This is a genomic window from Pseudomonas sp. NBRC 111127, from assembly GCF_001320345.1.
Lineage (GTDB): Bacteria > Pseudomonadota > Gammaproteobacteria > Pseudomonadales > Pseudomonadaceae > Aquipseudomonas > Aquipseudomonas juntendi.
On the sequence record NZ_BCBD01000020.1, the window covers coordinates 16,734 to 34,463 of the forward strand.

The 17,730-nt window shown below is 60.2% G+C and carries 16 protein-coding genes and 1 pseudogene; 12 read left to right on the forward strand and 5 right to left on the reverse strand.

Annotation, left to right across the window (positions count from 1 at the left end; genetic code table 11):
* The first annotated feature begins 31 nt into the window (after nt 1-31).
* The 8 genes from APH30_RS06010 to APH30_RS06045 all read left to right on the forward strand — a co-directional run bounded on the left by APH30_RS06010 (nt 32) and on the right by APH30_RS06045 (nt 9,927).
* Nucleotides 32-3,220 (forward strand): hybrid sensor histidine kinase/response regulator, encoded by a 3,189-nt coding sequence (locus APH30_RS06010; protein ID WP_054911951.1) that lies wholly within the window; start codon nt 32-34, stop codon nt 3,218-3,220.
* Nucleotides 3,221-3,226: 6 nt separating this feature from the next.
* Nucleotides 3,227-3,874 carry a response regulator gene (locus APH30_RS06015; protein ID WP_054911952.1) on the forward strand — a complete coding sequence of 216 codons (648 nt, stop codon included), beginning with the start codon at nt 3,227-3,229 and terminating at the stop codon, nt 3,872-3,874.
* 234 nt (nt 3,875-4,108) lie between these two features.
* Complete coding sequence (locus APH30_RS06020; protein WP_054911953.1) at nt 4,109-4,681, forward strand: fimbrial protein; 573 nt, start codon at nt 4,109-4,111, stop codon at nt 4,679-4,681.
* Between the two features lie 66 nt (nt 4,682-4,747).
* The gene (locus APH30_RS06025; protein WP_054911954.1) at nt 4,748-5,446 is read left to right on the forward strand and encodes a molecular chaperone; all 699 of its coding nucleotides are present in this window, start codon (nt 4,748-4,750) and stop codon (nt 5,444-5,446) included.
* A 39-nt stretch (nt 5,447-5,485) separates the two neighbouring features.
* Nucleotides 5,486-8,068 carry a fimbria/pilus outer membrane usher protein gene (locus APH30_RS06030; protein WP_054911955.1) on the forward strand — a complete coding sequence of 861 codons (2,583 nt, stop codon included), beginning with the start codon at nt 5,486-5,488 and terminating at the stop codon, nt 8,066-8,068.
* The gene (locus tag APH30_RS06035; protein ID WP_054911956.1) at nt 8,065-8,964 is read left to right on the forward strand and encodes a hypothetical protein; all 900 of its coding nucleotides are present in this window, start codon (nt 8,065-8,067) and stop codon (nt 8,962-8,964) included. Before APH30_RS06030 ends, APH30_RS06035 begins: the two co-directional genes overlap by 4 nt.
* A gap of 31 nt (nt 8,965-8,995) precedes the next feature.
* The gene (locus tag APH30_RS06040) at nt 8,996-9,442 is read left to right on the forward strand and encodes a fimbrial protein (RefSeq protein ID WP_177333710.1); all 447 of its coding nucleotides are present in this window, start codon (nt 8,996-8,998) and stop codon (nt 9,440-9,442) included.
* Nucleotides 9,443-9,468: 26 nt separating this feature from the next.
* The gene (locus tag APH30_RS06045; protein ID WP_177333711.1) at nt 9,469-9,927 is read left to right on the forward strand and encodes a fimbrial protein; all 459 of its coding nucleotides are present in this window, start codon (nt 9,469-9,471) and stop codon (nt 9,925-9,927) included.
* A 22-nt stretch (nt 9,928-9,949) separates the two neighbouring features.
* On the opposite strand, the gene APH30_RS06050 is transcribed toward APH30_RS06045, so the two are convergent.
* From APH30_RS06050 to APH30_RS06060, 3 genes and pseudogenes are all read right to left on the reverse strand, one after another.
* Nucleotides 9,950-10,363 (reverse strand): DUF6691 family protein, encoded by a 414-nt coding sequence (locus tag APH30_RS06050; RefSeq protein WP_054911959.1) that lies wholly within the window; start codon nt 10,361-10,363, stop codon nt 9,950-9,952.
* Nucleotide 10,364: 1 nt separating this feature from the next.
* The gene (locus APH30_RS06055; RefSeq protein ID WP_054889761.1) at nt 10,365-10,790 is read right to left on the reverse strand and encodes a YeeE/YedE family protein; all 426 of its coding nucleotides are present in this window, start codon (nt 10,788-10,790) and stop codon (nt 10,365-10,367) included.
* 150 nt (nt 10,791-10,940) lie between these two features.
* A pseudogene (locus tag APH30_RS06060) lies at nt 10,941-11,864 on the reverse strand (universal stress protein); the annotation flags it as partial.
* Nucleotides 11,865-12,223: 359 nt separating this feature from the next.
* Here APH30_RS06060 and APH30_RS06065 point away from each other — a divergent pair.
* Nucleotides 12,224-12,460: a hypothetical protein gene (locus APH30_RS06065; protein ID WP_054911960.1), complete on the forward strand. Its 237-nt coding sequence runs from the start codon at nt 12,224-12,226 to the stop codon at nt 12,458-12,460.
* Nucleotides 12,461-12,647: 187 nt separating this feature from the next.
* Entirely contained in the window at nt 12,648-13,340 is a 693-nt protein-coding gene (locus APH30_RS06070; protein ID WP_054911961.1) for a DUF421 domain-containing protein, read from the forward strand.
* Between the two features lie 24 nt (nt 13,341-13,364).
* Here APH30_RS06070 and APH30_RS06075 read toward each other — a convergent pair whose 3' ends face one another.
* Complete coding sequence (locus APH30_RS06075; protein ID WP_054911962.1) at nt 13,365-14,912, reverse strand: sensor histidine kinase; 1,548 nt, start codon at nt 14,910-14,912, stop codon at nt 13,365-13,367.
* 248 nt (nt 14,913-15,160) lie between these two features.
* Nucleotides 15,161-15,343, reverse strand: coding sequence for a hypothetical protein (locus tag APH30_RS06080; RefSeq protein ID WP_009685512.1), 183 nt, complete (start codon nt 15,341-15,343; stop codon nt 15,161-15,163).
* Between the two features lie 368 nt (nt 15,344-15,711).
* On the opposite strand from APH30_RS06080, the gene APH30_RS06085 reads away from it, so the two are divergent.
* Together APH30_RS06085 and APH30_RS06090 are read left to right on the forward strand one after the other, a co-directional pair.
* Entirely contained in the window at nt 15,712-16,719 is a 1,008-nt protein-coding gene (locus tag APH30_RS06085) for a zinc-binding alcohol dehydrogenase family protein (protein ID WP_054911963.1), read from the forward strand.
* A 139-nt stretch (nt 16,720-16,858) separates the two neighbouring features.
* Nucleotides 16,859-17,716: an SDR family oxidoreductase gene (locus APH30_RS06090; RefSeq protein ID WP_054911964.1), complete on the forward strand. Its 858-nt coding sequence runs from the start codon at nt 16,859-16,861 to the stop codon at nt 17,714-17,716.
* The last annotated feature ends 14 nt before the right edge of the window (nt 17,717-17,730 follow it).

The window sequence follows — 17,730 nt, forward strand, 5'->3', positions numbered from 1 at the left end:
TTTTTCTCATCACTTATCTTCAGGCTTATTGATGCCACACCGCAATGCGCTTCTGGAACGGCTCGCCAACAGTTCTGCACGTCTGAACAAGGGCCTTTTGGTCTTGGGCGCGCTGGTACTGCTGTTGCTGGGCATCAGCTACGTGGGCGTCAAGCGCATGATCGAGGAACAGCACGATAGTGTACGGTTGCACTTTGCACGCCTGATGGAAAATATTCGCGAGCAGGAGCTTTTTCTGCAGCATATTTCCCGGCGAGGGGCCGAGGGCAAGCGCTTGCCCGATATCATGCCGCCGCCTTACTCGCAAAGACCCATGCCAGATGAAGGGCCTGATATCTATGAAGGCCGCGGCTTGCCATTTTCCCTCCCCTACAGCCTGAAGATCGACCCGGACCGGATCGCCATCGATCAACGACCCAAGGTCCTCGCGCTGGGCGCCTACCTAGCCGCTTACTACAGTGCGTTCTGGTCAGCCTCGCATTATCAATCGCCGCAGGTCGTGCTGATCAACGGCCCCGATAATTTCGATCTGGCCGTACCATCAGCCGGGCGCTTGCGTGACACCGCGCAGACGCAGATCAGGCATCTGGTCGATGTATTGACCGGTTTGAACCAGCGCCTTCATGCACAGAACGCGCAGCGGCCAGACCTTGCTGTGCACTGGGAGCCATACCAGGCAACGGAATCAGACAGCGTCGCCCCCTCGCTGCTGGCATACGTCCGTGTGGACCTCGGAAAGTCCGCGCTAAGCATTGAAGGCGCCAATACCTGGGTGATACTCGGCGCGCTGCTGAACCTGTCCCAGATCAACGACATCGAACGACTGATGCATTGGTCGATCTACGACGATTTCACGCTCATCACCCCGCGTGGCTTGGTGCTGACGGGGGCCGTCAAGCCTGAACGTGCTTTGCACGAGGGCGCGAACTTCACCCGCGATGGTCTGGTGTTCAAATTGAACAGCCCAGGTGAACAGCACTGGACGGCTATTTACGTCATCAGTGTGCAGAGCTTTCTCGATTATGCGCAGTGGCCGTTGTTGTTCCTGCTGACCCTGGTAGTGGCCATGCTCGGTTGCAGCCGGGCAATCACCCGCTGGTATCGGACTCAAGTCATCCAGCCCGCACAAAGCGCACACGCCAGCATCGCCGAAAGCGAAGCATTCAGCCGTGCGCTGATCGATACGGCACCCACTGGCCTGTGCGTGATCCGGCGCAGTGATCATCGCGTGCTTCTGCAAAACCAACAGGCACAGCAGTGGCATGACAGCGAACAGTTGATGCACCTGCTTACTTCGCACAGTGAGGCCGGGCACACCGATCTCGAACTGGGCGGGCGTCACTTGCACGTGGCCTTCGTGCCGACCCGTTACCAGGGCCAGGATGCCTGGTTGTGCGCGCTGCATGACGTCACCCGGCATGTCGAAGATGCAGCCGCACTGGAAGATGCACGCCAGGCGGCCGACTCGGCGAACGCCGCCAAGAGCCGCTTCCTGGCCACCATGAGCCACGAAATTCGTACCCCATTGTATGGCGTATTGGGTACCGTGGAACTGCTCGGCCTGACGCCCCTTACCGCGCGGCAACAGGATTACCTGCAGACTATTCAACGCTCGTCTGCCACGTTGTTTCAGCTGATCAGCGATGTGCTGGACGTGTCCAAGATCGAGGCAGGGCAAATGACCTTGGAGCTGCAGGATTTCTGCCCTTTGGAACTGACCGAAGACGCCATACGCACCTACAGCGCGTCGGCACGCGTTAAAGGCCTACAGCTGTATGCCTGCATCGACCCGGCGCTACCAGAACGGCTACGCGGTGATCCCATGCGCATTCGCCAGATCCTCAATAACCTGCTGAGCAATGCCATCAAGTTCACCGACAGCGGTCGTGTGCTGCTACGCGTCACGGTGCTGGAAAGTGTCGCGGGGCGCGCCCACGTGCAGTGGCAGGTACTTGATTCCGGTGTGGGAATTACTCAGGAACAACAGCGCTATTTGTTCGACGCCTTCTACCAGGTCAGTGGCGCCCGTGACCAGGCTGGCGCGGGCCTCGGCCTGGCCATCTGCAAATGGCTTTGCCAGTTGATGGCAGGTGAACTGAGCGTGTTCAGCGAGCCAGGGTTGGGCAGCTGTTTCACGCTGCAGCTTGCGCTGGACCATGTGCCTGGGGTCTTGGCGGACTGTCCGGTCTTTGCCCCGAGAACGCCTACCGTTTACGTGCGTGGGCAAGCCACCGACCAGGCTCGGCATGTGATCGCCTGGCTTGAGCGTTTTGGCCTGAAATGCAAAGCACTGGGGGCTGATGCTGTAGCGTGCCCAGCGCCACTGGTGGAGCTGGCACCACCTCGCAGCAACGCCTCTGCGCCGTGGCCAGGCCCCAGGATCATCGCCACGGCCGGCGGACCGAACCCATCACAGCCTCGCGGTGCCGACCAGGAAGTCGACGCCAATGATATCCGGGCGATTGCCTGGGCGGTCCACCACGCACTGCACGGAGAAAGCCCCGCGGGTGAACCATTGGCGCATGCCCAGGTAAGCAATTTGAACCTGCATGCGCTGATTGCGGAAGACAATGTAATCAACTCGGCCATCATCAAGGAACAACTCGAAGTTCTGGGCTGCACGGCGGTCGTCGCAGCGAACGGCGAACAGGCTCTGACGCTTTGGCCACAGGGGCATTTCGATGTGGTGCTGACCGACGTCAACATGCCGGTCATGGACGGCTACCAACTGGCGAGCGCATTGCGCCAACTGGACCAGACCGTGCCAATCATAGGCATCACCGCCAATGCACTGCGCGAAGAAGGCCAACGCTGCACCGCTGCGGGTATGAACGCCTGGATGGTCAAGCCGCTGAACCTTACGACCTTGCGCGCGCACCTGGAAAAGTACTGCAACATCGACCTGCCGCCAGCAGACGCGGCGCAGCTCCGGCTATCGCCGCAAATGCGTGCTCTGTTTGTCACCACCTTGCGCCAAGACATCGACACCACATTGACGGCACTGAGCGGGGGCGATGCCATGCAGGTTGCGCAGCAATTGCACAGCATGGCCGGCGCGCTAGGGGCGGTTCAGAACACAGCCATGGCCACTGCGTTCGTCGAGCTCGAGAACCGCTTGCACGGTATGACCTTGACCCGCGCCCTGGGCCTGGAAATTCGCCAGCATCTGGCTCGTTTGGGCGAGCTGCTGGACACCCTTGAAACATTTGACGCTGGATAATCAAGCATGCAACCCATCAACGTTATCATCGCGGATGACCACCCTATCGTTCTTTTGGGTGTACGTGAGCTGGTTGAACGCGACCCACGCTTTCGGGTCGTGGGAGAAGCCGTTAGTTCCAGCGAACTGATCGGCTTGCTGGGCACGTGCCAGGTGGATTTGATCATTACCGATTTCAATATGCCCGGGGACGCCATTTACGGTGATGGCCTGAAGCTCCTGGATTATCTAACACGAAACTTTCCGCATAGCCGCGTGCTGGTGCTGACCATGATTTCCAACCCACTGATACTGACGCACCTGCATGAACTGGGCGTGCTGGGAATCATTCAGAAAAACCAACTGCATAATGAAATCGAGAGTGCGCTGAAAGCCATTGCAAGGGGCTCACCAGTGCCCAGTAACGGCCCGCCGCCCACCTCGGTCCTTGTCAACGACGCTGACATCAAGGCGCGCGTGGACAAGCTGTCACCCAAGGAATTCGAAATTTTGCGCCTGTTCGTCTCCGGGCAAGGGGTGGGTGAAATAGCCAGGGGCCTGAACAGAAGCATCAAGACCATCAGTACACAAAAAGTTTCCGCCATGCGCAAACTGCAAGTCGACAGTGACCAGGAACTGCTGACTTACTGCATAGAACACAACGTGTTCAGCTGAACCCGGTGCTGGTGAGCCCTGTGTGCGCCAGAGGGTGCTGCGCACAGCGAACAATCAGAGAAACTTTCCAACTTTCCCGCGACTGGATAAATAGCTGGCCTGCGCGATAGTTGGCTCATCCTATTAAAAACCGCTTTTAAGATTCCTCTTATGTTAGTGCTGGCGGGAGAAGTTGATCATGTGCTGGCTTCCCAACGGGGCAGCCAACCATTCTTCTTCCCAAGAGGCATCCCAATGCTGAAAAAAATGAGTCAACTCACCTTAACCTGCAGCGCTTTCTGGTTGCTGGCGGGTCCTGCACACGCGGCTGACGGGCAGATCCAGTTCACCGGCGCCGTGACTGACAATGCCTGCACCATCACTACCGGCGATGCCAACAAGACCGTCACCCTGGACACGGTGCGCATCGCTGACTTCGCGCCCACCGTCGGCTCCATCGCGAAAGAGAAAAGCTTCAGTATCAGCCTGGACAACTGCAGCTTTGCCACCAAGAAGAACGTCGCGATCACCTTCAGCGGCCAGCAAGACGCAAGCGACCCCACCCTGCTGGGCCTGAGCGGCGAAAACCAGGTCAAGGGTATCGCGATCCAGATCGCCGACGCGCGCACCGGCAAAAAGCTGCCACTGAACACGCCGACTGCCGACTACGACCTGCGTGCACAGTCCAACACCTTCGACTTCACCGCCGCCTATGTGCGCACGGCAACCGATATCACCAGCGGTGAGGGCAAAGACGCGATTACCACCTCCGGCATCGGCACCGGCCAGGTTCACGCGCTGGCCAGCTTCGACGTCACCTACAAGTAATTGCTCGTCTATACCGCGGGCCTGGCGCATAAGCCATGGCCCGCGGGATTCAAGAGGCCCCCTGCCATGCGTTTGAACCTGTGTTTCCTGCTTGCCTTGCTGCCGCTGTGGCACAGCACGGCAGCCAACGCTGCCATCAACGTCGGCGCCACTCGCGTGATCTACGATGGCGCCAACAATGAAACCAACCTGACTGTCAGCAACCGCGAAGACACTTCTCCTTACCTTGTTCAATCCTGGGTCAGCCGTTTCGGCAGCAGTAATCAGGACAGCGTCGAGGAGTTCATCGTCACCCCGCCGCTGTTCCGCCTGGACGCGAACAAGGAAAACATACTGCGCATTATCTTCATGGGCGGCAAAGACGTACCCCAAGACCGCGAAAGCCTGTACCTGATGAACGTCAAGGCGATTCCAGCCATGAGCGACGACCAGAAGGACAAGAACGTGCTGCAGATTGCGCTGAAGACCAGCATCAAGCTGTTCTATCGGCCGGCCGGCCTCAAAGGGTCGCTGAAAGAGGCGGTGGCGCAGGTCGGCTGGAGGGCCCAGACGGGCACGTTGGCATTCAACAACGCCTCCAGGCTGCACGTGGTGATCAGCCAACTCAAGCTCAATGGCCAGCTGGTACCCAATGCGCCTGAAGTGCTGCGCCCCGGCGAAGCGGGTCAGCTGCCGGTTCCGGCCAAGGCAGGCGATACCCTGTCGCTTAGCTACATCGACGACTACGGCAGCGTTGTAGCAGCACCGGTCGTCCACATCGACTGACCCTCGCACCAGTCCGGCTACACCTTTGCAGGAACGCTCATGCTCCGTTCATTCCAACTTGTGCGCTGTCGCGCCATGAAGGCTTTCGGCTGCCCGCTGTTGGCCGCCGCTGCCTTGCAGGTAGCGCCCGCATACGCCGGCTACGAGTTCGATGCATCGTTCCTCGAGATTGGTGGTGGGCAAAGCTCGGCTGCCGTGAAACAACAGATCAGCGCCATGAGCAACGGCCAGTTACCGGGGGTTTACCGCGTGGAGGTACACCTCAACCAGCACTCGATCGCACAGCGCGATGTGCGCTTCGTGCGTGCCACCGGGGCGCAGGAACGCTCAAGCACGGGCCTGTTCCCGTGCCTGGATACCGAGTTCTTTCGCACTCAAGGGGTGGCTGAAGCCGCCCTGCAAAACCGTAACGACGCCGACCCCAGCTGTATTGCCTTCGATCAGGGCCTAGCTGGCGTTAGCTACGACTACGATTTCAACCGCCAGATTATCTCCATTGAGATTCCCCAGGCCTACCTGGGCAGCATCCCGTTCGAAGTGCGCCGGCGGCAATGGAGCGTTGGCGAACGAGTAGCGTTCACCAACTACAGCTTCACTGGCAGTACGGTCAAATCTGACAGCGGCCACCGCAACGACCAGTTCGCCAGCCTGCGCAGCGGTATCAATGTCGGGGCCTGGCGCCTGCGCAACTTCTCGACCTGGCAAAAAGGCAGCAGCACGCCCGGGCGCTGGGATTCGCTGGAAACCTACGCACAGCGCGACATGGGTAACCTGATGGCGATAGCAACCTTGGGCGACTCCACCACCGAAGGCGACCTGTTCGATGGCATTCCCTATCGCGGGCTAGGTATCGCCTCAGATTTGGACATGCTGCCTGATCAGGCCCGCGAATTCGCCCCGGTGATTCGCGGCATCGCCAATGGCAGGTCACGGGTGATCATTCGCCAGCGGGGCTATGTGATTCGCGAGCAATGGGTACCCTCGGGCCCCTTCGCGCTCACCGACCTATACCCCACCGCCAGCAACGGCGACATCGAAGTCACGGTAGAAGGCCCGGATGGCCAGCGTCAGGTCTACACCCAATCATTCTCGTCGGTGCCCTACATGCTGCGCGAGGGGCAGCAGAGCTATTCGGTGTATGCCGGCCAATACCGCCCAGCGCAATCGGCCGCCATGCAACAAACGCCAACGTTCATTCAGGCGTCGCTGCGGCGCGGCCTGAGTGGCAGCACCACCCTGTTTGGCGGCAGCCTGCTGAGTGACCAATACAACGCCGGCCTGCTGGGTTTTGCCCACGATTTCGCGGGTTTCGGTGCGATTTCGATAGACATGACTCATGCCCGCAGCGATGCCATGGGCCGGGAAAGGACCACCTCGACGGGTCAGTCGCTCCGCTTTCGCTACTCCAAATCCCTGACGGCTACTGACACCAACCTCAGCCTGATCGGCTATCGCTATTCCACCGGCGGCTACTACTCGTTCAAAGAGGCACTGGACAGCCGCAGCAATGAGCGCAGCCTGGATACCTATCGCAACGGCCACATGAAGAGCAACTTCAGCGCCAACATATCGCAGCAGTTGGGCGGCTATGGCGGGATGTACGCCAACATATCGAAAACCGCCTATTGGGGACGGAGCGACGCCGACACCTCGATACAGCTGGGGTACAGCGCAAGCGCCGGTAACATCTCCTACACCCTGGGTCTGGCTGTGAGCAAAGGCGCCACCCTCGACGACCGCAGCCTGTCACTGAGCATCAGCATGCCTTTGGGCGGCACGCGCAACCAGCGCATCACGGCCGACCTCAATCAAAGTTCCAGCGGCGCCGTATCGCGTACAGCGACCTTGAGCGGCAACGCACTGCAGGACGATACCCTCTCTTACAGCGCGGGTGTATCGCAGCAAGTCACCAGTGCACAACGGCAAACGGGTACCACCGTGGCTGCGCAGTATGACGCGCCGAGTGCGATCTTGCGTGGCGCCTACAACCAGACCGCAGGCAGCCGGCAAATGGACATGGGGGTGGAGGGTTCGGTGGTGGCGTATGGCAGCGACCTGATTTTCAGTCAGCCGCTAGGAGAAACCAACGTGATCGTCGCCACACCGGGCGCAGCGGATGTAGCCATCACCAACACGCGCGGGGTCCGCACGGACAGCAAGGGCTATACAGTGGTGCCGCAGGCCCTGCCCTATCGAAAGAATCGCGTGTCGCTGGACACCCAGACCATACCCGCAGACGTCGACATTGCCGAGCCGGTGCAGGAAGTCATACCGAACCGCGGCGCTTTTGTACTCACCGACTTCGATATCCGGCGAGGCCGACGCATCCTGTTCCGGATCATTGATGGGCAGGGCCAACCCGCGCCGTTCGCCGCCCGCGCCGAGTTGTTCACGACCGACGGCCGCCCCGTCGGCAACACCTTGGTGGCAGACAACGGGCGCGCTTTCCTGACCGGCGTACCAGACCAAGCGCAGTTGGTCATCAGCGTGGACGGTCGTCCATGGTGCAGCCTCCACGTGACTCAGGACGAAGTGGCGCAGGAAAAGGGCGGAATCACTCAATTGAACATGCAATGTCAGCGCGCGGCCATCGGGTCAGGCGCCAAGGATCAATCATCATGATCGTTAATAAACGCAACCGGCTTATGCAGGCGCTGTTGGCTGGTTTACTGGTCAGCATCTCGTTTCAAGTGCAGGCGCTGATCGGAGGCAACTTGACCTGCGATGTCTCGGGTTCTTCAATGGATGGCTACGACTTCAGCCCCGGTGATCAAATGAACGTGCGGTTCAATGGGATTTGTACTGCCAACCGCGCATTTACCAAAAGCTTCTACCCGACGGTGGACATCACTCCTGTGTACGGAGATGACCCAGGGCAACTAACTGTATGGGACCCTCTTACAAACATGAAGGTAATAGAGTTGCCTTTGGGCCTTTACTCAGATACCTGCTTGGGAGGGGTGTGTGGGCCTATCGCGATCGGTCGGAAAATCCCCTACAGTTATTTTGTACGCGGAAAAGCGCCAAGCACTCCCGGCAGATACGCGGCGAAGATCGTGTTAGGCGTCACTGCCATCGGCGCTCCGCTCTATGCAGAATGGATCCATACCGTTCTCTATATCTACAATGTCAAAGCTGCCGGTTGTACGCTAACTTCACCCGATGTTGTCAGTTTGAAACTCGGCACCATCAACAGTAACGACCTGTACAACGCAACGCAATCGACCACTGTTGTACTCAACTGCGCCTCAGCGCTGCGCGCCAACGTTACATTAACGCCAAGTCGGGCAATCATCGGCCCCAATTACGGTACCTCACAGACTTCTCTGGCAGGTTTGAACATGAGGGCGTTCTGGAGCGATACCGGGAACCCTGTAGAGCTCGGTTCCTCGCGCGTCATGGAACTGAGGGCCGGCAGCAACAGCGTGGGCCTTAGCTTCAGGCCAGTACTGGAAGCGGGGAAATCGCCATCCGGTACATTCCAGAGCCAGTACACACTGACCATCAGCTACCTCTGAGGCCATCGCGATGAAAAGACTGCTACCTGTATTGGCGCTGTTCAGCGCCACCGTGCAGGCTGACGAAACGGTGAACATCACTGTCAGCGGCACCCTCACTCGTCCACCCTGCATATTGAGCACTGGCACCAAACTGACCGCTGCGTTTGGCGATGTGCAAACAGACAAAGTGGCGACTACTGGCACGGTCAATGTGCCGGTACGTCTGAAATGCTCACCGGGTTCATCGCTGTCGGTGAAGTTCAGCGCCAACAATGGCACGCAAACGCCCACCGTAGCCAAAACCACGGCAGCGAACCTCGGCGTGTCCCTGCTGTGGGCGGACGGTTCGGAAGCGAACCTCGAAGGCAAAGGCAAGCCTTACATGAACCTGGGCGCCGACGTCGATCTCAGCCTGAAGGCGAAACTGGTGCCGTTCGGCACGCTGACGCCCGGCGCCTTTACCTCATCGATGGTCATGACGATCAGTTACTTATGAAAGCGCTTGCCTGGGTACTACTCGCGATGACTGGCTCCACTTTTGCCGAACCTGCGAAAGAAGCGCAGATCGATGTCGGCGGCAACCTGATCGCACCACCGTGCGTCACGCGGTTTCCGAGTACACAACAGATCGACCTTGGTAAGGTCAACCTCAACCAACTGGCGGATGACAGTGCCGCGATCACCGATGTGCCGCTGCGTTTCGACTGCCAACCTGGCACCAAGCTGGAGCTGAAGTTATCGCCCGGCATGGGCCTGGCTGACGGGTCGGTGATGCTTACCAACCGGGCAGCATTGGGCTTGCGGGTACAATTGGGCGACAAGACCGAGCAGCCAAGTATCGGGCTGGGGGAAACGGGCACCTGGCCCGTCAGCGAAGAGCCGTTACTGCTACGCCTTCTTGTCAAACCTGTTTCGGTGGGCGAGCTGCCTGAAGCGGGCAGCTACACTGCAACCCTGCTGATGCAGATGACGTACCGCTGAGGGCAGCCAAAGCGCTGCCTAGTCAGCCGCGCGCCTGCAATGCGCTGAACACCAGCATGCCCACGAGCATGGCCGCCACGAACAGCCAGGCTTGCCAGTAGCCGCCAACCAGCAGCACCAGTGCCGGGCCCGGGCAGATGCCAGCGATCCCCCAGCCGACCCCAAACATGAGGCTGCCGCCCACCAGCCGCCGGTCGATGTCGCGCCGCGTCGGCAACTGCATTCGGCCACCCAGCAACGCCACGCTGTGCCGCCGCGCCCAGGTCATGGGCAGCAAAGCGATGCCGATGGCGCCAACCATGACCAGCGCCAGCGAGGCGTCCCAGCGCCCGGCCAGGTCGAGAAACCCGAGCACTTTCGCGGGGTTTGCCATGCCGGATAGCAACAACCCCAGGCCAAACAACACGCCAGCCAGAAAACCACTGAGCCGCTGCATGTCAGTTACCTGCCAGCACATGACGAAGGATATAGACGGTGGCAAACCCGGCCACCATGAAACTCAGCGTTGCTACTGCCGAGCGCGGCGACAATCGGGAAAGGCCACACACACCATGGCCGCTGGTGCAGCCTGCGGCGTAACGGGTGCCGAGGCCGACCAGCAACCCGGCGACCACCAGCCACCCGGGCGAAACCGTAAAGTGCGCAGGCGGCAGGGCTGTAAACAGTTGCCACAGCAACGGCGCGGCGAGGATGCCGAGCAGGAATGACGCTTTCTCGCCACGCCCCTCCCCGCCACGTTGCAGCAACGACCCGAGCAGGCCGCTGATACCCGCGATACGCCCATTGGCCACGGCAAACAGCGCAGCAGCCAGGCCGATCAAGGCGCCGCCTGCCAGCGCCGTCCAAGGGGTGAAATCGTTCATGCACAGCGCCTCGAAGAATGCCACGTAAGGGAAACACCGACGTCGACATTATGGCATTGCTGGCAGGCAGCCTCCATTGACGGTCGCCAACAGTGTCTGTGCCAACGCACCGCAGGTGCTGTCGTGCAGCCCATCACAACTGCCAAGTGAACCTTGAGAACGCTCGGGCGAGATCACCAGCACACTGGACGACAAGCGATGCAGTACCCGTTCGGCCGTACTGCCAATGAACCAGCCAATACCGCGGTGGTGATAGCTGCCCATCACCAGCACGTCGGTGTCATGGTTGTCCATGAACAGGGCCAGCGCCTTGGCCGGGTCACCGATGCGCATATGGCGGTGCTCGGCCGCTATGCCGTTGCGCTCGGCCAGCGCCTGGAAGGCATCGCTCTGGGCTTCATGAAGTGTGTGCGCCAAGTTGGAGTCGAACAGGAAGGCGTGTTCCCGACTACCGTCGGCGTCCAGGTACATCGAGCCCAGGTCGTAGGCATAGAGCAACTCGATTTGCGCATTGCACTGCAAGGCCAGTTTCAGCGCCTCGCTGATGATCTGGTCATTGAAACCCTCGATCTGATCCTCTGGCCTGGACAAGTCCACCGCCGCCAGGATGGTGCGGGGCAATGCATGGCGGGCCTTGTGCACCAAGTGCAGCGGGATGCGGGTTTCGCGCAGCAGTTGTATATCCAGGGAAGTGAACATGGCGCGTGCCCACCAAGGCTCATGCTCGAAGGCCTTGATCAGCATGGCGAACGGCTGTTCGCGCAGGTGCACCAGGATCTCGTCGAGCGGGTGCTGCACCCACAGCACTTCGGTGGTCACGGTGACACCGCTGCGGCGCATCGGTAGCGCCTGGGCTTCGAGCCAGTCGCGGTGCTGCTGCACATAGCTTTCGCGCATTGCCGCCAGTGCCTGTTCATTGACCAGGCCTGCGGTTGCAAGGCCTTCCACATAGTCGAACGCCACGATATGCAGCGCCATGCCCTTGGCCTTGGCCAGCGCGGCGGCGCGGTCGTAGACAGGGGTCCGGCGCATCAGCGGCGATGCTATCAACAGCAGTCTTTGCGGGGTTTGCATGGCCCACCTCGGCGGTTCCGTTACGTGCTCGCAGCATCGTTCAGCCATGCTCGGCAGACTTGACGTTTGTCAACTGACGCGCTCACGACAACGGCATTCATCACAACGCGGGTATTTGGCGCAGATCAACCGGTTGCCGGACGCCAGGCACAACCTGATCCCATCGCAACGCCCTCACCCGTCAGGCAAGGTATCGTCAACCTGCGCGGCAAGCTGGTGGAAACACTCGACATGCCGGCCCTGCTGGCCCTGGAGAAAGGCGAGCCTGGCAATGGAAGACTGCAAGCCCTGACCGTGCCATGCTAGATACGCTGATGGCAGCAGCACCGCTGCTGCGCAATCGATAGAGGTTCATTAGCATGGACGACCCACTCGCCAAACTCGACCACTACATCCAAACCCTCGGCCCCATCGCCGATGCCCTCGAGCAGCAGGTTGGCCCCTGCCCCGGTACGCGCCCAGCGCTGATCGCGTGGCTGATGGAATGGAAGGGCAGCCACCCGGCACACAGTAAAATCGAGGGTGATCCGCCCTGCTTGCCTGCCAGCCTGAAAGCGGCCTACCGCCAATGGGCGAAACTGGAGGCCAGCGAATAAAGGTAATCAGCCCGCTGAGCGATTGCCGCGGGCCGCTGCGCACGGAGCATTGCGAGGTTACCTGCGGTCGAACGCCTGACAGACCTCTGGCACGGCGCTGGGCGGCGGTTCATGCCAGCCGCCGGTAAGCGCGTGCCAGGCGTGATTCGGCCCACATTGAGGGCTTAACGGCCGGGAAAAGACAAGTATGGTCACATTCGATCTGCACAGGATGTTGCTCGGCGAATTTCCGGTCACCTTTCTCCTGGAAGTCGCCGTTCGGGTATTGGCCGCCTTTCTCGCTGTGTTCTGCTTTCTCAAGTTCAGCGGGCGCCGCGGGATCAAGCAGCTATCGCGCTTTGAACTGGTGGTGATTCTGACCCTGGGGTCTGCGGCGGGCGACGTGACATTCTACGAGGATGTGCCGCTTCTGCCGGTAGCCCTGGTGTTCATTACCCTGCTCGTGCTGTACCGCGGCACCATCTACCTCATGAAGCGAAGCAAGACCTGCGAGGCGTGGATTGATGGCCTGCCCATCACCGTGGTCAAGGACGGCATGTACGAGGTCCATTCGCTGCGTAATCTGAACATTTCAGCCAGTGAACTGTTCATGGAGCTGCGCCAACAAGGCGTGGAGCACCTGGGGCAAGTCCGTTTGGGCCTGCTGGAGACCGATGGCGACCTCAGCCTGTATTTCTACACTGCCGAGGATACCCGCCCAGGCTTGTCCGTGCTGCCTGCCGAACACCGGCCCGAATACAGCTCGCCGCCCGCGGCCGGGCTATACAGCTGCGTAGGCTGCGGCTTTGCGACCTACCATGAGGCTGAAGATACGCGCTGCTGCGAACGTTGTGGCCATGGCGTCTGGTCGCCGGCCCTGGACACCTTGCGCAGTCGATAAGGCAGGCTGCCAACGCCGGCAAGGCTAGAGCTTGAAGCGGACATGAATACAGCTCTTGCTGGCCTGGCGGTCAATGGTCACCGCGGCGCTACCATACCCGGAATAGCTTTTGACCAAGCGCATACCCAGGCCGGTGCCCGTCGGCTTGGGGTAGTTGTCCGGGAAGCCATCGCCTTCATCGCGAACGGTGAGCAATGCATGGTCGCCTGCATGCTTGACCAGCACCTCAATGGTGCCTTTGCCGTACTTGAGCGCGTTGGTGATCAGCTCGGAGATGACCAGGCCCAGGGGCGCCATACGTTCAGGCGGCAGCACGAAATCATCTGCCTCCAGAACGATCTTGCGGTCTGCCAAGGCCTTGCCCAGATCGCCGAGCAATGCATTCAGATATTCTTCAGCATGCACGCCTTGGTCTTCAGCGGTCTGGTACAGCCGCTCGTGAACACTGGCAATGGTGACTACCCGGCCAGCCGCGGTTTCAAGCTGCAGCTTGACCGCCGCGTCGGCTGCCAGGTTTGCCTGCAGCAGCAGCAGTGTGTTCACCAGGTGCAAACTGTTCTTGACCCGATGATGAATCTCCTCCAGATAGAGGTCGCTGCGGTCTTGCCTGGTGTTCTGCGCCTCGATCAGGGACAGCAGTTGGGCCTCGTACTGATGCCGTGCGGTGATGTCGCGCGAAACGGCGATCACTCGCTCAACCTGGCCATTCACGCCCATGATCGGCGCCACCGTCACATCCCACCATTTCGGCTCAGTAGCCGATAACGGGCAATACGCTTCGAACCGAATGGTCTCGCCAGCGCCGACTTTACCCAGCGCCTCCCACACAATCGACCTGGATTCCTCTGGCCACAGCTCATGCCAGCGCTGGCCTGTGACTTCGGCAGCGCTGGTGTTCATGAAGGTCAGGCCAGCTTCGTTCATGAATTCGATGTGCCCGTCGGCAGACATGATCTCCACCCAGTCAGGGCTGGCATTGAGGATCGTCTCGGAATAGGGGTCGGGGTGAGGCGCCTCGACCCCTGCGGCAATCCGTTCGGCAGCCAGTGAAATGACGGTAGCAATCCCTTCCAGGAACACCAGGTCGCTTTCCACGAAATCCTCACCGTTGCTGCTGTCGGCCTCAAGCACGCCGAATGGGCCGAGTACACCGCGAATCGGTACATTGATCGCGCGCTCTATACCGTATTTTTTCAGCAGCTCAGGGGTGCGGAACCTATTTTCCATGCCCAGATGGTTCGACAGTACCGGCCTGTAGGTGGCCAGCGCATACCCTGCCGGGCTGGCTTCATCTGCACCCACGGTAGCCCTGCCGATGTCTGCAGCATCCCAGCCAACCCCATGGGACAGGACGAAACCGTCGCCGTCCAATTCAGGCTGGAGCACCTTGGCGTAGCGCGTATTCATGCCCTCGGCAACCACTTCACAGGCGCGCGTCAGCAGCAGGTCGAGTTCTGTGACCTGCAACGACACCACGCCAAACTCGACAACCAGCTCATGTTGTCGGTGAAGCCGTGCATGGGTTCGATTCAAGGCTGCACGGATCGTTTCGTCCGTAGGTAGCTGCTGCATAGGGTTCCCTTTGTAGTGTGCAGGAACGCGTCCAGCCTCCATACCCAGCGAAGGCGGTTCGCTTACCGCCCTCCTACAATAGCCGCTAATTGATGTACGCGCGCCAGTGCTCGCCCCGCTGCGCCAGCGTAGGGCTGGACTTCAATGGTCACTTTACGCGGTAAATTCACGGGGCGGTGCATATTATGACGAGGCGTGCAGCAGCGCTGTGCCTGTTCAGCCGGTGGGTGGCGCCCCCTGCAGCGTTGCTACAGCTCATACGGGGTGGCCATGGGCCGCGTAGCACGCTGGCTCAAACCTTCCACCGCGGTAACCCGGGCAATTTCAATACCATTGCGCACGATGACAACGACCGTGCCATAGATGACTTGTTCGAGGATGTACTCAAGGCTGGTCTGGGCTTCGGACAGGTCATATTTGACGTGGTGCACGATGGCGTTCCTTTTGGGAGGTTCGATTGGGGTGAGGTTCACCCCGCAGGCAAGCGGCCCGTGTAAGGCCACATGCTGGTCAATATGATGATGCGCCCGCCGGGGAATGTGCTGCCTAAAAACGCCACCGCCGAAAAGATTTTCGATTGTTTATTCTGATTCTCCAGAATTTGCACATTATCTATTCATTGAAGTGAATGTCTGATCACTTCACAGCCCCATCAGGGCAAGCGTAAACCGGGGCCGGGTCGCGAGGCCCTCAATGCATTTTCACGCCTGCAGAGAAAGTCTTGCTTCATGCAGGCTGTTTTTCCAATCAATTGAAATGCTTAGCCTGCACCCACTTTCCCAGCCTCTGGATACAACCCATGAAAGCCGTCGTCTATACCCAACCCGGTTTGCCCATTCACGACCCACAGTCGCTCTACGACACAGAATTGCCCGCGCCCCAGGCGGGTGCCAGGGATCTGCTGGTCGAGGTCAAGGCCATTGCGGTAAACCCGGTCGATACGAAAATACGGGCAAGCCGCGGCGGCCAACAGCCACAGGTGCTTGGCTGGGACGCTGTCGGGGTTGTGCGCGAGGTGGGCCCTGAAGTGACGTTGTTCCGGCCCGGCGACGAAGTGTTCTACGCCGGCGCCATCGACCGCCCGGGCAGCTACAGCGAGCTGCATGTAGTTGACGAGCGTATCGTCGGGCACAAGCCCCGTAGTCTGAATAACGCTGATGCTGCGGCGTTGCCGTTGACCTCCATCACCGCCTGGGAGTTGCTGTTCGACCGCCTGGGCATTGCAGAGCAGGCTGGCCAAGGGCAAAGCCTGCTGGTGGTCGGCGCTGCCGGCGGGGTGGGTTCCATCCTGATCCAGCTTGCCAGCAAGCTTACGCAATTGACGGTGATCGGTACCGCCTCCAGGGCTGAAAGCCAACAGTGGATCGAGGAACTGGGTGCGGATCATGTCATCGACCACACCCGGCCGATCGCCGCTCAGCTTGCAGCGCATGAACTCGAGTGCGTGGATTATGTGATCAGCCTGACGCACACCGATACCTACCTGGACCAGTTGGTAGAAGTGCTTCGCCCACAAGGCAAGCTGGCGCTGATCGACGATCCGGCGCAGCTGGATGTCGTGCCCCTCAAGCGCAAGTCACTGTCGCTGCACTGGGAGCTCATGTTCACCCGCTCGCTGTACCAGACCGACGACATGATCAAGCAACATCATCTGCTCGAACGTGTCTCCAGCCTGGTCGACAAGGGCGTGCTGCGGACAACCCTGGGCGAGCACTTCGGTGCAATCAATGCCGAGAACCTCCGCCGTGCGCACGCCGTCATCGAGAGCGGCAAGGCCCGGGGCAAGATCGTGCTGGAAAGCTTCTGACCGGAGCGCGAAGCAATCGCGCCCTGGTTCACGAGCAGGGGTGACACCGCTCGTCGCTTCCTCGGCGCATTGGAACCAACGCGCAGGTACCAGCCTCCTCGAACCGGTATGAGCATTCTCAACTGCAGGAGCTTTTACCATGCGCGACTACCCTACCCCGCCGTTCCCGTTTCAACCGCAGAGCGTTCCTGGTACGCAGCGCAAGATGGAGCCATACCCGGATTGCGGCGAGCAGTCCTATACCGGCCATGGCCGGCTTGCAGGCAAGATCGCCCTGATTACAGGGGCCGACAGTGGCATCGGCCGGGCGGTGGCCATCGCTTATGCCCGGGAAGGTGCAGATGTTGCCATCAGCTACCTCGACGAGCATGAGGATGCGCAGGAAACCGCACGCTGGGTCGAGGCCGCAGGCCGCCAATGCCTGCTGCTGCCTGGTGACCTGGCGCACAAGCAACACTGCCAGGCCATCGTGGCCAAGACCGTCGAGCGGTTTGGCCGCATCGATGTCCTGGTGAACAATGCCGCGTTCCAGATGGCCCACGAAACCCTCGAGGAAATTGACGATGATGAATGGGTGAAAACCTTCGATATCAACATCACCGCCATTTTCCGCATTTGCAAGGCGGCGTTGCCTTCCATGCCCAAGGGCAGCTCGATCATCAATACCAGTTCGGTGAACTCCGACGACCCCTCCCCCAGCTTGCTGCCGTATGCGGCGACCAAAGGTGCCATCGCCAACTTCACGGCCGGCCTGGCGCAGTTGCTGGGCAAAAAGGGCATTCGCGTGAACAGCGTAGCCCCGGGGCCGATCTGGACCCCGTTGATTCCGGCGACCATGCCCGATGAGGCGGTCCGGAACTTCGGCTCCGGCTACCCCATGGGGCGCCCTGGGCAACCCGTCGAGGTTGCGCCGATCTACGTGCTGCTGGCATCTGACGAAGCCAGCTACATCAGCGGGTCGCGCTATGCCGTGACAGGTGGTAAACCAATTCTTTGAGGGCAGAGCCGCCC

Bases quoted from the DNA above. Each gene is read 5' to 3' on its own strand.
- APH30_RS06010 (WP_054911951.1), top strand. From the start codon at position 32: ATGCCACACCGCAATGCGCTTCTGGAACGGCTCGCCAACAGTTCTGCA.
- APH30_RS06015 (WP_054911952.1), top strand. From the start codon at position 3,227: ATGCAACCCATCAACGTTATCATCGCGGATGACCACCCTATCGTTCTT.
- APH30_RS06020 (WP_054911953.1), top strand. From the start codon at position 4,109: ATGCTGAAAAAAATGAGTCAACTCACCTTAACCTGCAGCGCTTTCTGG.
- APH30_RS06025 (WP_054911954.1), top strand. From the start codon at position 4,748: ATGCGTTTGAACCTGTGTTTCCTGCTTGCCTTGCTGCCGCTGTGGCAC.
- APH30_RS06030 (WP_054911955.1), top strand. From the start codon at position 5,486: ATGCTCCGTTCATTCCAACTTGTGCGCTGTCGCGCCATGAAGGCTTTC.
- APH30_RS06035 (WP_054911956.1), top strand. From the start codon at position 8,065: ATGATCGTTAATAAACGCAACCGGCTTATGCAGGCGCTGTTGGCTGGT.
- APH30_RS06045 (WP_177333711.1), top strand. From the start codon at position 9,469: ATGACTGGCTCCACTTTTGCCGAACCTGCGAAAGAAGCGCAGATCGAT.
- APH30_RS06050 (WP_054911959.1), bottom strand. From the start codon at position 10,363: ATGCAGCGGCTCAGTGGTTTTCTGGCTGGCGTGTTGTTTGGCCTGGGG.
- APH30_RS06055 (WP_054889761.1), bottom strand. From the start codon at position 10,790: ATGAACGATTTCACCCCTTGGACGGCGCTGGCAGGCGGCGCCTTGATC.
- APH30_RS06065 (WP_054911960.1), top strand. From the start codon at position 12,224: ATGGACGACCCACTCGCCAAACTCGACCACTACATCCAAACCCTCGGC.
- APH30_RS06070 (WP_054911961.1), top strand. From the start codon at position 12,648: ATGGTCACATTCGATCTGCACAGGATGTTGCTCGGCGAATTTCCGGTC.
- APH30_RS06075 (WP_054911962.1), bottom strand. From the start codon at position 14,912: ATGCAGCAGCTACCTACGGACGAAACGATCCGTGCAGCCTTGAATCGA.
- APH30_RS06085 (WP_054911963.1), top strand. From the start codon at position 15,712: ATGAAAGCCGTCGTCTATACCCAACCCGGTTTGCCCATTCACGACCCA.
- APH30_RS06090 (WP_054911964.1), top strand. From the start codon at position 16,859: ATGCGCGACTACCCTACCCCGCCGTTCCCGTTTCAACCGCAGAGCGTT.